The organism is Amycolatopsis antarctica, from assembly GCF_002262875.1.
Taxonomy (GTDB): Bacteria; Actinomycetota; Actinomycetes; order Mycobacteriales; family Pseudonocardiaceae; genus Amycolatopsis; species Amycolatopsis antarctica.
In genome coordinates, this window is record NZ_NKYE01000002.1 from 323717 (window position 1) to 337079 (window position 13363).

Annotated in this window: 14 protein-coding genes; 8 read left to right on the forward strand and 6 right to left on the reverse strand. The window is 69.2% G+C overall.

The genetic code is table 11. The features are described from left to right. The first annotated feature begins 21 nt into the window (after positions 1–21). Positions 22–1935 carry a fumarate reductase/succinate dehydrogenase flavoprotein subunit gene (locus CFN78_RS04945; RefSeq protein WP_094861365.1) on the forward strand — a complete coding sequence of 638 codons (1914 nt, stop codon included), beginning with the start codon at positions 22–24 and terminating at the stop codon, positions 1933–1935. After that, positions 1935–2687, forward strand: a complete 753-nt coding sequence (locus CFN78_RS04950; RefSeq protein WP_094861366.1) for a succinate dehydrogenase/fumarate reductase iron-sulfur subunit — start codon at positions 1935–1937, stop codon at positions 2685–2687. Before CFN78_RS04945 ends, CFN78_RS04950 begins: the two co-directional genes overlap by 1 nt. 4 nt (positions 2688–2691) lie before the next feature. Here the strand turns inward: CFN78_RS04950 and CFN78_RS04955 are convergent, their stop codons facing one another. The 5 genes from CFN78_RS04955 to CFN78_RS04975 form a co-directional block, all read right to left on the reverse strand. Next, positions 2692–3426, reverse strand: a complete 735-nt coding sequence (locus CFN78_RS04955) for a class I SAM-dependent methyltransferase (protein ID WP_094861367.1) — start codon at positions 3424–3426, stop codon at positions 2692–2694. 188 nt (positions 3427–3614) lie between these two features. Beyond that, the gene (locus CFN78_RS04960; RefSeq protein ID WP_094861553.1) at positions 3615–4481 is read right to left on the reverse strand and encodes an amino acid ABC transporter permease; all 867 of its coding nucleotides are present in this window, start codon (positions 4479–4481) and stop codon (positions 3615–3617) included. Next, complete coding sequence (locus CFN78_RS04965; RefSeq protein WP_094861368.1) at positions 4478–5125, reverse strand: amino acid ABC transporter permease; 648 nt, start codon at positions 5123–5125, stop codon at positions 4478–4480. Before CFN78_RS04965 ends, CFN78_RS04960 begins: the two co-directional genes overlap by 4 nt. A gap of 99 nt (positions 5126–5224) precedes the next feature. Beyond that, positions 5225–6112 (reverse strand): glutamate ABC transporter substrate-binding protein, encoded by an 888-nt coding sequence (locus tag CFN78_RS04970; RefSeq protein ID WP_094861369.1) that lies wholly within the window; start codon positions 6110–6112, stop codon positions 5225–5227. A gap of 55 nt (positions 6113–6167) precedes the next feature. Continuing rightward, positions 6168–6896: an amino acid ABC transporter ATP-binding protein gene (locus tag CFN78_RS04975; protein WP_205660436.1), complete on the reverse strand. Its 729-nt coding sequence runs from the start codon at positions 6894–6896 to the stop codon at positions 6168–6170. A gap of 277 nt (positions 6897–7173) precedes the next feature. Between CFN78_RS04975 and CFN78_RS04980 the strand changes: the two genes are divergently transcribed. The 4 genes from CFN78_RS04980 (at position 7174) to CFN78_RS04995 (ending at position 9858) form a co-directional block, all read left to right on the forward strand. Beyond that, positions 7174–7413: a ribbon-helix-helix domain-containing protein gene (locus tag CFN78_RS04980; RefSeq protein WP_094861371.1), complete on the forward strand. Its 240-nt coding sequence runs from the start codon at positions 7174–7176 to the stop codon at positions 7411–7413. Next, positions 7413–7760, forward strand: a complete 348-nt coding sequence (locus tag CFN78_RS04985; protein ID WP_094861372.1) for a type II toxin-antitoxin system PemK/MazF family toxin — start codon at positions 7413–7415, stop codon at positions 7758–7760. Before CFN78_RS04980 ends, CFN78_RS04985 begins: the two co-directional genes overlap by 1 nt. Before the next feature lie 119 nt (positions 7761–7879). Beyond that, positions 7880–9349, forward strand: a complete 1470-nt coding sequence (gene miaB, locus CFN78_RS04990) for a tRNA (N6-isopentenyl adenosine(37)-C2)-methylthiotransferase MiaB (RefSeq protein WP_094861373.1) — start codon at positions 7880–7882, stop codon at positions 9347–9349. Beyond that, the gene (locus CFN78_RS04995; RefSeq protein ID WP_094861374.1) at positions 9349–9858 is read left to right on the forward strand and encodes an Rv2732c family membrane protein; all 510 of its coding nucleotides are present in this window, start codon (positions 9349–9351) and stop codon (positions 9856–9858) included. The genes miaB and CFN78_RS04995 overlap by 1 nt, the downstream gene beginning before the upstream one ends. Before the next feature lie 51 nt (positions 9859–9909). Here CFN78_RS04995 and CFN78_RS05000 read toward each other — a convergent pair whose 3' ends face one another. Beyond that, complete coding sequence (locus CFN78_RS05000) at positions 9910–11229, reverse strand: DUF349 domain-containing protein (RefSeq protein ID WP_094861375.1); 1320 nt, start codon at positions 11227–11229, stop codon at positions 9910–9912. A 270-nt stretch (positions 11230–11499) separates the two neighbouring features. Here CFN78_RS05000 and miaA point away from each other — a divergent pair, with 270 nt between their 5' ends. Both miaA and dapF read left to right on the forward strand, forming a co-directional pair. Next, positions 11500–12402, forward strand: coding sequence for a tRNA (adenosine(37)-N6)-dimethylallyltransferase MiaA (gene miaA / locus CFN78_RS05005; protein ID WP_094861376.1), 903 nt, complete (start codon positions 11500–11502; stop codon positions 12400–12402). Between the two features lie 10 nt (positions 12403–12412). Then, complete coding sequence (gene dapF, locus CFN78_RS05010; protein WP_094861377.1) at positions 12413–13264, forward strand: diaminopimelate epimerase; 852 nt, start codon at positions 12413–12415, stop codon at positions 13262–13264. Positions 13265–13363: the final 99 nt, after the last annotated feature.

Consider the following 13363-nt stretch of genomic DNA (forward strand, 5'->3'; position numbering starts at 1 on the left):
CATTCCGAGGTGGCACATTTCATGACCGAGGTGGAACGGCACGGCTACGACGTTGTGGTGATCGGTGCGGGCGGTGCTGGCCTGCGCGCGGTCATCGAGGCCCGCGAACGCGGGTTCAGCGTCGCGGTGGTGTGCAAGTCGTTGTTCGGCAAGGCGCACACGGTGATGGCCGAGGGCGGCTGTGCGGCGTCGATGGGCAACGCGAACGAACGGGACAACTGGGAGGTGCACTTCCGCGACACCATGCGTGGCGGGAAGTTCCTGAACAACTGGCGGATGGCCGAGCTGCACGCGCAGGAGGCGCCGGACCGGGTGTGGGAGCTGGAGACCTACGGTGCGCTGTTCGACCGTACGGCCGACGGGCGGATCAGCCAGCGCAACTTCGGCGGCCACACCTACCCGCGCCTGGCCCACGTCGGCGACCGCACCGGGCTCGAACTGATCCGCACCATGCAGCAGAAGATCGTGTCCCTGCAACAGGAGGACTTCGCCGAGCACGGCGACTACGAGGCCAAGATCAAGGTCTTCGCCGAGTGCACGGTCACCGAGCTGCTCACCGACGACGGCCGGATCTCCGGCGCCTTCGGTTACTGGCGCGAGAGCGGCCGCTTCATCCTGTTCGACGCGCCCGCCGTGGTGCTCGCCACCGGCGGTATCGGCAAGTCGTTCAAGGTCACCTCGAACTCCTGGGAGTACACCGGTGACGGGCACGCGCTGGCGATGCGCGCCGGGGCGAAGCTGATCAACATGGAGTTCGTGCAGTTCCACCCGACCGGCATGGTCTGGCCGCCGAGTGTGAAGGGCATCCTGGTCACCGAGGGCGTGCGCGGTGACGGCGGCGTGCTGAAGAACACCGAGAACGAGCGGTTCATGTTCTCCTACGTCCCCGACGTGTTCAAAGGCCAGTACGCCGACAGCGAGGAGGAGGCGGACCGCTGGTACACCGACCAGGAGGCCAACCGCCGCACCCCCGACCTGCTGCCCCGTGACGAGGTCGCCCGCGCGATCAACTCCGAGGTGAAGGAGGGCCGCGGCTCCCCGCACGGTGGCGTGTTCCTGGACATCGCGAGCCGCCTGCCCGCCGAGGAGATCAAGAAGCGACTGCCCTCGATGTACCACCAGTTCAAGGAACTGGCCGACGTCGACATCACCGCGGAGCCAATGGAGGTCGGGCCGACCTGCCACTACGTGATGGGCGGGATCGAGGTCGATCCGGACACCGCGGCGGCGAGTGTGCCCGGTCTGTTCGCCGCGGGGGAGTGCTCCGGCGGGATGCACGGCTCGAACCGGCTCGGGGGCAACTCGCTCTCGGACCTGCTGGTGTTCGGCAGGCGGGCCGGTCTCGGTGCGGCGTCCTATGTGGACTCGCTGGAGTCGAGGCCAGCGGTGTCGGAGTCCGATGTGGACGCCGCGGCGAAGATGGCGCTGTCGCCCTTCGATCCGCCCGGCGGGGGCACCGAGGAGAACCCCTACACCCTGCACACCGAGCTGCAGCAGTCGATGAACGATCTGGTGGGGATCATCCGCAAGGCCGAGGAGATCGAGCGGGCACTGGAGAAGCTGGCCGACATCAAGTCGCGCATCGGCAACGTGGTCGTGGAGGGGCACCGGCAGTTCAACCCCGGCTGGCACCTCGCCGTGGACCTGCGCAACATGTTGCTGGTCAGTGAGTGCGTCGCGCGGGCCGCGCTGCTGCGCACGGAGAGCCGCGGCGGGCACACCCGCGACGACCATCCGCAGATGGATTCCCAGTGGCGCAACGCTTTGCTGGTCTGCTCGACCGCGGACGACGATCCGGTCGCGCCTGCCGTCGAGGTGTCCCGCAAGGAGCAGACGCCGATGCGGGACGACCTGATCGCATTGTTCGAGCTGACGGAACTGGAGAAGTACTACACCGACCCAGAACTGGCGTCGCACCCCGGGAGGACCGACTGATGGGTTACCAGGCCAGTTTCCGGGTGTGGCGCGGGGATTCCGAGGACGGCGAGCTGCGGGACTACACGGTCGAGGTGAACGAGGGCGAGGTCGTCCTCGACATCCTGCACCGCCTGCAGGCGACCCAGACCTCGGACCTCGCCGTGCGGTGGAACTGCAAGGCGGGCAAGTGCGGATCCTGCTCGGCGGAGATCAACGGCAGGCCACGCCTGCTGTGCATGACGCGGATGTCGACCTTCACCGAGGACGAGGTCATCACCGTCACGCCGATGCGGACGTTCCCGGTGATCCGGGACCTGGTCTGCGATGTGTCGTTCAACTACACCAAGGCCCGGGAGATCCCGTCATTCACCCCGCCCGAGGGGCTGAAGCCGGGGGAGTACCGGATGCAGCAGGTGGACGTCGAACGTTCGCAGGAGTTCCGCAAATGCATCGAGTGCTTCCTGTGCCAGGACACCTGCCATGTCATCCGCGACCACGAGGAGAACAAGGAATCGTTCGCCGGGCCGCGCTACCTGATGCGGATCGCCGAACTGGAGATGCACCCGCTGGACGTCGCGGACCGGCGCGAGGAGGCGCAGGAAGAACACGGTCTCGGCTACTGCAACATCACCAAGTGCTGCAGCGAGGTGTGCCCGGAGGGCATCCACATCACCGACAACGCGCTCATTCCGATGAAGGAACGGGTCGCCGACCAGAAGTACGACCCGATCGTCTGGCTCGGCAACAAGTTGTTCCGCCGCGGCAGGTAGCCACTCAGCGGGCGCTGTAGACGGCGAACGTCGGATTCGCGAAGAGCGCGTCCCAGTAGCCGGTGTCGTGCGGGTGGTCGCTCGGCTCCGGCACGACCGGATCGTGCCGGAGCACACCGGTGAACCCGGCGCGCTTCATCGCGGACTCGATGACGCCGGGTGGCCAGGTGTAGCCCTCGAACTCGAACGGCGGGTCGCCTTCGACACGTACCGCGTAACCCTGTCTGCCCTTGGAGTCGCGGGTGCGCTGCGCCGCGATGCCGTACCGGGGCAGGATTCCCAGACCGTCCCAGTCGATCTCCGGGTTGGGCACGAGTGCGGCGAAGGTCCCGCCCTCGGCGAGGTTCGCCCGCAGGTTGGTGAGCATTCCGTCCAGCGCCGTCTCACCCTCGGCGTAGCCGAGCAGCCACACGGCCGTCACCACGTCGAACTCGCCGTAGCGGGGCAGCGTCGCCGCATCGCTGACCTCGTAGGAGATGCCGAGTGGATCGTGCTCCTCGACCCGTGAGGCGTAGGAGATCATCACCCGTGAGGAGTCGACTCCGGTGACCCGGCCCGCCCCGGCCCGCTTGAACAACCGCGGGTAGTAGCCGGTGCCGCAGGCGACGTCGAGTACCGAACGTCCGGCCAGCGACGGCAGTGCGGACATCAGCGTCGCGGTCTCCGCCCGGCACACCGGCAGGGCCTTGGTCCGTTCGTACAGTTCGCCGATCACGTCGTACTGGTCGGGTTGCGTCATCGGGCTTCTCCTCGCCACCAGGTCGTGTCCGAGCCTAGCGCCGTGACGGCCGCGCGGTAAGCGCCGAAGGGGCACGGTCGGTGTGCAAAGCGTTGTGGGACAAGGGGTTCACGTCGAACCCCGACAACGACGACGCCCGGTGTGCGAATCGCACACCGGGCGTCGGGTAGGTCGGTACCGCTGACGAACTACCGGAGCTGGCCGGTATTGGCGTTGGCTAGAGCCAGTTCGTTGTCCGCTTCCGTCGGCCCGTCCGGCGCCTTCTTGCTACGCCGGTTGCGCTTCTCCAGATAACGGGCGAGACCGGTGAGCAGCAGGCACATCGCGATGTACACCGCCGCGACGACGATAGTGATCGGCACCAGCGGACGGCCGAACTCGGCCAGGCCACCGAGGTAACGTGCGTAGCGCAACAGTTCCTCGTAGGTGATGATGAAGCCGAGTGCGGTGTCCTTGAGCAGCACGACGAGCTGGCTGATGATGGCCGGGAGCATCGCACGCAACGCCTGGGGCAGCAGCACCAGTGTCATCACCTGGGTCTTGCGCATGCCCACGGCGTAGGCGGCTTCGCTCTGGCCCTTGGGCAGCGAAATGACACCGGCACGGAAGACCTCGGCCAGCACCGAGCCGTTGTACAGCGTCAATCCGAGCACGACCGCATAGAAGGGCGCGCCGACGCTCATGCCGTAGTAGAAGATGAAGATCATCACTACCAGCGGGATCGCGCGGAAGAACTCCACGATCGCCGTGGACGGGATCCGGAAGATCGCCTTGTCGGAGAGTCGGCCGATGGCGAAGACCGCGCCGAAGATCAGCGCCAGCACCGCGGCCACGGCGAACGCCCGAAGCGTGTTGCCGAGCGCTTGGACGATGCCGATCTGGACGGTCTCGTACTGAAGCCAGCTCCAGAGCTTGCCCTCGAACTGGCCGGCGGCGGCGAACCTGATGATGACGAACGCCAGCAGCCCGATTATGGCGGCGGTGCCGATCACGGCGTAGAGCCGGTTGCGGAGCCGGGCCTTCGGGCCCGGGATGTCGAACAGGACGGAACTCATCGGGCCACGCTCCACCGCTTCTCGAGGCTGCGCTGCAGCAGGGTCAGGGGGGTCACGAGGATGACGAAGAACAAGGCCACCCAGAGCAGGCCGATCAGCACGCTGTAGCCGCGCTCGGACAGGTACGCCTGGATCGCGCCCGCCTCGACGACCGAGAAGCCCGCGGCGATCGTCGTGTTCTTCAGCAGCGCGATCAGGGTGCTGACCATCGGCGGCACCACCGAACGGGTCGCCTGCGGCAGCACCACGTTGCCGAGGATCTGGCCGAACGTGAGTCCCAGGGCCCGGCCCGCCTCGGCCTGGCCGACCGGCACCGTGTTGATACCCGAGCGGACGACCTCACAGATGAACGCCGCCGTGTAGAGGCTCAGAGCCACGACCGCCGCGGTGAAGAAGGAGATCTGCACGATCTCCAGAAACTGGAACGCGAACGCGAAGAAGAAGAAAATCAGCGTCAGCGGGGTGTTCCGGAACAGGGTGACGTATGTGGTCGCGACGATACGGAACACCGGCACCGGACTGACTCGCAACATCGCGAGAAAGGTGCCCAGGATCAGGGCTCCGATGGCCGAGAGCGCGAACAGCTCGATCGTGGTCAGGAAACCCGGACCGTACAGGTCGAGGTTGTCTAGCAGGACATCCATGATCTTCCTTGGTGCCTTTTGCGATCGGGGACGAAGATTTCGGACCCGGTACGGAAACCGGCGGGACGCAAGGCGCCCCGCCGGCTAGTGTCCGTCGAATCAGTACCGCTCGATGGTCGGCTTCTCCGCGGGAGCGCCCGACTTGCCCAGCGTGTTGTCGTAGATGGTCTGCCAGGTGCCGTCGTCGATCGAGGCCTGCAGGATGTCGTTCACCTTGTCCCGCAGGGCCTTGTCCTCCTTGGGCAGGCCGATGCCGTAGGGCTCGTCGGAGAACGGCTCGCCGGCGATCTTGAACTTGTCCGTCTCCTGCGCCGCGTAGCCCTTCAGGATCGCGTCGTCGGTCGTGACCGCGTCGACCTGGCCCGCGTCGAGCTGCGAGATGCACTGCGAGTACTGCTGGAGCTCGACGATGTTGCCCGGTTCGGTCAGGCCCTCGTCGCGGACCTTCTGGATCGGCGTCGAGCCGGTGACCGAGCAGACCTTCTTGCCCTTGAGCGTGTCCTTGCCGGTGATGTCGGTGTTGTCCGCCTTCACCAGCAGGCCCTGACCGGCCACGAAGTACGGGCCCGCGAAGCTGATCTGCTCCTTGCGCTTATCGTTGATCGTGTACGTACCGACGTAGTACTGCACGTCACCGGCGGCGATGGCCTGCTCGCGACCGGCCGAGGGAACGGCCTTGTAGTCGATCTTGTCATCGCCGAAGCCGAGCTTCGCCGCGACGAGCTTGGCGATCTCGATGTCGAAGCCGGAGTACTCGTTGGTCGTCGGGTCCTTGTATCCCAGACCCGGCTGGTCCTCCTTGACGCCGATGGAGACGCGACCCGCGGCCTTCATCTTGTCGAAGGTCGGCGAGCCGGCCACCGTGACGTCCTGGGCGGCCTCCTGCTGCGGGGCCGAGCCCTGGTCGGTCGGGCTGCCTTCCTTGCCGCAGGCGGTCAGGGCAAGGCTGCCCACCATCAGTCCGACCGCAAGGGTGCGGATCCTCATGTGCACTCTCCCGCTTTCTGGTTGCGACGGCACGGAAACCCGCGCCGCGGATCTCTTAGTGGGTCAGGATCTTGCCGAGGAAGTCCTTGGCACGGTCCGACTTCGGGGCGGTGAAGAACTCCTCGGGGCTGGAGTCCTCGACGATCTCGCCCTCCGACATGAACACGACCCGGTGCGCGGCACGGCGGGCGAAGCCCATCTCGTGCGTGACGACCAGCATCGTCATGCCTTCCTTGGCGAGGTCGGTCATCACGTCCAGGACCTCCTGGACCATTTCCGGGTCCAGTGCCGAGGTGGGCTCGTCGAAGAGCATCACCTTCGGGTTCATCGCGAGCGCGCGGGCGATCGCCACGCGCTGCTGCTGACCGCCGGAGAGCTGCGCCGGATACTTGTCGGCCTGGTTGGCGATGCCGACCCGCTCCAGCAGTTCCATGGCCTTCTTGCGTGCCTCGGTCGAGGAGACCTTGCGGACCTTCAGCGGCGCGAGCATCACGTTGTCCAGGATGCTCTTGTGCGCGAACAGGTTGAAGGACTGGAAGACCATCCCGACGTCCGCGCGCAGTGCCGCCAGTTCCTTGCCCTCGGCGGGCAGCGGCTTGCCGTCCACGGCGATTTCGCCGGAGTTGATCGGCTCCAGCCGGTTGATCGCGCGGCACAGCGTCGACTTGCCGGACCCGGACGGTCCCAGGACCACGACCACCTGGCCGCGTTCGACCTCGAAGTCGATCTCCTTGAGTACGTGCAGGTCGCCGAAGAACTTGTTCACGGCGGCCGCCTTGATCATCGGCGGCGCGGGCGTCGCTGCGGTCATCTGGCCTCCAGTTGGCGAGCTGCTCGGGGCATAGCTGTATTTCGGTGACTCCGGGCATCTAACACCGAACGACGCACCGGGAGGTCGTAATGGATCAAAACGCAACCTACGTGTCACCCGATGTAGGACCGATGGCCCCCCGGATGGCCGTAGGCGGGGTCACTGTAGCGGGGCGACCGGCACGCACGGTGCCCGAGGGCGGTGCCGCAGCTGGTGGCACCCGGGTGGCACCATGAGTAGCATTGACCCTGTGAAACTGAGCGTGAGCCTGGCCGAGGACGATGTGGCGTTCATCGACGACTACGCCGCGCGAGCGGACATCCGATCCCGCTCCGCGGTCATCCAGCGTGCCGTCGACCTACTGCGCACCGCACAGCTCGAGGATGCCTACGGCGCCGCCTGGGACGAGTGGACGGACGAGGGCGAGCAGGCCTGGGACGCCGCGACCGGCGACGGGATCGCCGGCCACGCGCACGCCGGCATCCGCTGATGCGCCGCAGCGACATCCGCATGGTCGACCTCGAACCGGTGCGCGGCTCGGAAGCGGACAAGACCCGCCCGGCGGTGATCGTCAGCAACGACGGGGCGAACGCGGTCGCCGCCCGGCGCGGGCGCGGGGTCGTCACCGTCGTCCCGGTCACCTCGAACGTGACCAGCGTCTACCCGTTCCAGGTGCTGCTGCCCGCGCAGGACTGCGGTCTGGCCCTCGACTCCAAGGCGCAGGCCGAACAGGTGCGCTCGGTCTCGGTGGGCCGGGTCGGGCGGCGCGCGGGGCGCGTCCCGCCCGCGCTCATGCACCGCCTCGACGATGCCCTCCGCCTCCACCTCGGGCTCTGAGCGCGAACCCCGGGCGGACGGGCCCCACTCCCGGTCGCGGCCAGCGTCCGGCCGCCCGGGCAGGGGGCATACCCTGAGGGTTCACGGTTTCAGGCTGTCAGGCGATGCGGGAGTAACGGGTGAGCCGGAGTTACCAGATCCGCACCCTCGGGTGCCAGATGAACGTGCACGACTCCGAGCGGCTCGCGGGCGGGCTCGAAGAGGCGGGATACGTCCCCGCGGGCGACGAGGCCGCGGACGTGGTCGTGTTCAACACCTGCGCGGTCCGGGAGAACGCCGACAACAAGCTCTACGGCCAGCTCGGGCACCTGCGCCCGGCGAAGGACGCCAAGCCCGGCATGCAGATCGCCGTCGGCGGCTGCCTGGCGCAGAAGGACCGCGGCGAGATCGTCAAGCGTGCCCCCTGGGTGGACGTCGTGTTCGGCACGCACAACATCGGTTCGCTGCCCACCCTGCTCGAACGGGCCCGGCACAACGCCGAGGCCGAGGTGGAGATCCTCGAGTCGCTGGAGACGTTCCCCTCGACGCTGCCTGCCCGGCGCGACTCCGCGCACTCCGGCTGGGTGTCGATCTCGGTGGGGTGCAACAACACCTGCACGTTCTGCATCGTGCCCGCGCTGCGCGGCAAGGAGCGCGACCGCCGCCCCGGAGACATCCTCGCCGAGGTCGAGGCGCTCGTGGGGGAGGGTGTGCTGGAGGTGACCCTGCTGGGGCAGAACGTCAACTCCTACGGAGTGGAGTTCGGCGACCGGCAGGCCTTCGGCAAGCTGCTGCGTGCCTGTGGTGGCGTCGAGGGCCTTGAGCGCGTCCGGTTCACCTCGCCGCACCCGGCCTCGTTCACCGAGGACGTCATCGACGCAATGGCCGAGACGCCGAACGCCTGCCACCAGTTGCACATGCCGCTGCAGTCCGGTTCCGACAAGGTGCTCAAGGACATGCGCCGCTCCTACCGGTCCGAGCGTTTCCTGTCCATTGTGGACAAAGTGCGGGCCGCGATGCCGGACGCCGCGCTCACCACCGACATCATCGTCGGTTTCCCCGGCGAGACCGAGAAGGACTTCGAGCAGACCCTCGAGGTGGTCCGGCGGGCCCGGTTCTCCAGTGCCTTCACCTTCCAGTACTCGAAACGGCCCGGCACGCCCGCCGCGGAGATGGACGGCCAGCTTCCGAAGCCGGTCGTGCAGGAGCGTTACGAACGACTGGTCCGGTTACAGAACGAGATCTCCTGGGAAGAGAACAAGAAACTCCTCGGACGCACGGTCGAACTGCTCGTGGCCACCGGCGAGGGACGCAAGGACGCCGCCACCGACCGGATGAGCGGCCGGGCCCGGGACGGGCGGCTGGTGCACTTCGTCCCCGTCGGCGCCGCGGTGGACACCGCCGTCCGGCCGGGCGACGTCGTCGAGACCGCCATCACCTACGCCGCACCGCACCACCTCGTCGCCGACGGGGATCTGACGACCCACCGGCGCACCAGGGCGGGTGACAACGCCGAGGCCGGCCTGCGTCCCAGAACCGACGGTGTCGGGCTGGGCCTGCCCTCGTTCGGCGCGCCCGCACCGCTGCCCGTCGCGGGAGGATGTGCCTGATGCCGGACACCACCGGGGGCCACGAAGCCAGGTCCGAGGCGGACGCCGCGACCGACGTGGACGGGCTCGCCGCCGAGATCGACCAGGTCGGTGCGCGCACCGCCCGCACGGTCGTCCTCGGTCAGCAGCGCGCGGTCACCATCGCGCTCGCCGTGCTGCTGCTCGTCGCCGGCCTGCTGCTGCCATGGGTGGGCGAGATCTCCGGCTGGCAGGTGCTGGTCACCGGCGACGGCGGCGCGATCCCGCGACTGTTCGCCGCCACGGCCACCCTCGTCGGCGTGGTCGGCTCCGTGCTCGCACTGCTCACCCGGCGCTGGTGGCTCACCTGGGTGGGCGCGGTCGGCGGCTGGTTCGCCTCCGTCGACGGCATGCTCGCCGTGTGGTCGCAGCAGTCCTCGGCGGCCACCGGCACGGTCGGCGGCGGTCCGGGTGCCGGCATGATCCTGTCCATCATCGCGATGGTCGTGCTGGCCGTGCTGTGGATGCGCACCGCCTGGTCCCGGACGTGAACCGGCCCGGGCCGCGGACGCGCACCCGGGCCGGACACCACACTCACCCGCTCAGCGGTCGGCGACCGCCTGCTCCGCGGCGGCCATCCACTCGCGCCACTGCGCCGCCTGCTCCTCGGCCTGCTTCGCCCGTCGCTCGTCGCCGGCCGCACGCGCCTTCTCCGCCTGCGACTCGAACTGCTCGACCCGCTCCCTGAACTGCGCCGCGCGCGCCTGCGCCTCCGGGTCCGAGCGGCGCCACTTGGACTCCTCCGCCGAGCGGACCTTGTCCTGCACCGCCTTGAGCCTGCCGTCCAGATCCCGGATGCGTTCGCGAGGCACCTTGCCGATCTCGTCCCAGCGCTCCTGGATCCGGCGAAGCTGCGCCTTCGCGGCGTCCAGGTTCGCCGCCGGATCGATCTTCTCCGCCTCACCCAGAAGTTCCTCCTTCTGGGTGGCGTTGCCCGCGAACTCGGCGTCCCGCTCGGAGAACGCCTCGGAACGGTGGGCGAAGAACACGTCCTGGGCGGCCCGGAAGCGCTGCCAGAGCGCGTCGTCGCTGTCCTTGGGGGCCCGGCCGGCAGCTTTCCACTCGGCCATCAGGTCCTTGTACCGCCCGGCCGTCGTCCCCCAGTCGGTGGAGCCGGAGATCGCCTCCGCCTCCGCGATCAGCTCCTCCTTGCGGCTCTTCGCCGCCGCCCGCTGCTTGTCCAGTTCGGCGAAGTGCGAACCGCGACGGCGATTGAACCCCTCACGCGCCTTGGAGAAACGCTTCCACAGCTCATCGTCGGTCTTGCGGTCGACGCCCTTGATCGTCTTCCACTCGTCGAGGATGGCGCGCAGCCGGTCGCCCGCGACCTTCCACTGCGTCGACTCGGCGGCGATCTTCTCCGCCTCCTCGGCCAGTGCCTGCTTCTGCCCGACCGCGGCGGTACGGGCCTGCTCGCGTTCCTGCTTCGCGTTGGCCAGGGACCGTTCGGCGTGGGCGACCACATGGTCCGCCCTGGCCCGCAGTGCGGCGAGGTCGCCGACGACGGCGGCGTCGGCCAGTCCGTCCCGCAGGTGGGTCGCACTGTGCAGCGACTGCTTGGGATCGCCGCTGCCCGCCGACAGCCGCGTTTCCAGCAACTCGACCTCGGTACGCAGATCGTCGAAGCGGCGGGCGAAGTGCAGCAGCCCCTCCTCCGGCGAGCCGGCCTGCCAGACGCCGACCGCGCGCTCGCCGTCGGTCGTCCGGACGTAGACGTTGCCCTCCCCGTCCACCCGCCCCCAGCGGTCCGGGTGCGGCTCGGCCTGCGGCACCGGGGGCGCGGCGTGCGTGCCGCCGACCGCGTGCGGGACCGGGTGGGGTGCCGGGGCACCGGTACCACTGGGCGTGTTCTGCTCGGCCATCGCCGGCTCCTTCTGCCTGTCAGCCCGCCGGCGGCGGGCGCCCCACCCGAGGGTGCGGCCGGGTCGTGCTCGGTGGTGTTTCGGTGTCGTCGGGACGCTCGCGCCCCTGACGGCATTCAAACAGGTCAGCGCCTTCGGTGGTACTCCGGCGCGCGATCACCGGCCACCGGTAGCCTCGCTCCACGTGATCGTGCGAGCCCAGGAGACACTCCGACGACCGGAGTCCGGCCCGGTGACGGCACGGGCCGGGATGTCCGGGCGGGTCCCCGGATGACCCGGCCGGTGGCCGTCGTCGGCCCCACCGCGACCGGTAAGACCGCGCTCGGCGTCGAACTCGCGCTGGCCCTCGGCGGTGAGGTGGTCAACGCCGACGCCATGCAGCTCTACCGGGGTATGGACATCGGCACGGCCAAGGCGACCCCCGGCGAACGCCGCGGCGTGCCGCACCACCTGCTCGACGTACTGGGCGTCACCGAGACCGCGTCGGTCGCGGCGTACCAGCGGCACACCCGCGCCGTCGTCGAGGGCCTGCTCGCGGCGGGCACCGTGCCGGTGCTGGTCGGCGGATCCGGGCTGTACGTGCAGGCCGTACTCGACGACCTGCGCTTCCCCGGCACCGACGAGGCCGTGCGCGCCCGGCTGTCCGCCGAGGCCGACGCGCTCGGCTCCGGCGCGCTGCACGAGCGGCTCGCCGTGCTCGACCCCGCCGCGGCCGCCGCGATCCTGCCGTCGAACGCGCGCCGGATCGTGCGGGCACTGGAGGTCCTCGAGATCACCGGTGAACCGTTCTCCGCGAACCTGCCGGTGCCGGGACCCGCCCGGTACGGCGCCGTGCTGATCGGTGTCGACCGCGAGGTGACCGAGCTCGACGCGCGGGTCGACCTGCGGGTGCGGCGCATGTTCGCGGACGGGCTCGCCGAGGAGGTCCGCACACTCGAGGAGGCCGGCCTGCGCCGGGGCACCACCGCTGCCCGGGCACTGGGCTACCAGCAGGTGCTGCGCGTCTTCGACGGCGAGGGCGATCTGGCCGAGGCGGCGACCGCGACCGCGCGGGCCACCCGCCGTTTCGTCCGCCGCCAGCGATCGTGGTTCCGCCGGGACGAGCGGATCCGCTGGTTCGACGGTGCCGCGGACGGCCTGACCGGACGCGTCCTCGACGCGCTCAGCACGTAACCTTGGGTGCATGGGCGGTATCGAATTCCTCAAGGGACACGGCACACAGAACGACTTCGTCCTGCTGCCCGACATAGACGGACGACTGGACCTCACCCCGAGCCGGGTGGCGACGCTGTGCGATCGCCGGGCCGGCCTCGGCGCGGACGGGGTGCTGCGTGTGGTCCGCACCGCGGCCCTCGGCGAGCAGGGTGGCGCCGGGCGGGACGGTGCCGGGCCGGGCGCCGAGTGGTTCATGGACTACCGCAACGCGGACGGCTCGATCGCCGAGATGTGCGGCAACGGCGTGCGGGTCTTCGCCCGCTACCTCGTCGACGCAGGCCTGGTCACCGCCGACGAGTTCGCCGTGGCCACCAGGGCCGGCGAGCGACTGGTCCGTGCCCACCCGGACGGCTCGGTGACCGTCCACATGGGACCGGCCACGGTCACCGGCAGTTCGGTCACCACGGTCGGCGGCCGGGAGTTCTCCGGTGTCGCCGTGAACGTGGGAAATCCACACCTGGTGTCCTTCACCGACGGGGACGTGGACACCCTCGATCTCGGCGAGGCCCCGGTCTACGACACGGACTTCTTCCCGCACGGGGTGAACCTGGAGTTCGTCGACACGACGGGCCCCGCCTCGCTGCGGATGCGGGTGTTCGAACGTGGCGTGGGGGAGACCCGGGCCTGCGGCACCGGCACCGTCGCGGCCGTGGCGGCGACCCTGCACCTGGCCGGTACCGACACCGGTGAATCCACTGTGGACATTCTCGGTGGCACCGTCGCGGTGACCGTCGGGTCCGGGGAGTCCACGCTCACCGGGTCGGCGGTACTGGTGGCCAGGGGCGAACTCGACACCCGCTGGTGGGACGACGCGGGCTGAGGCGTCTCGATCCGCTGATCCCCGTCACCGGACTTCCGCGCGCGCAAGTCCGGCCGTCGCGGAGACCGGTCCACGCCACGGCCCCAGCCCGCGAGCCGG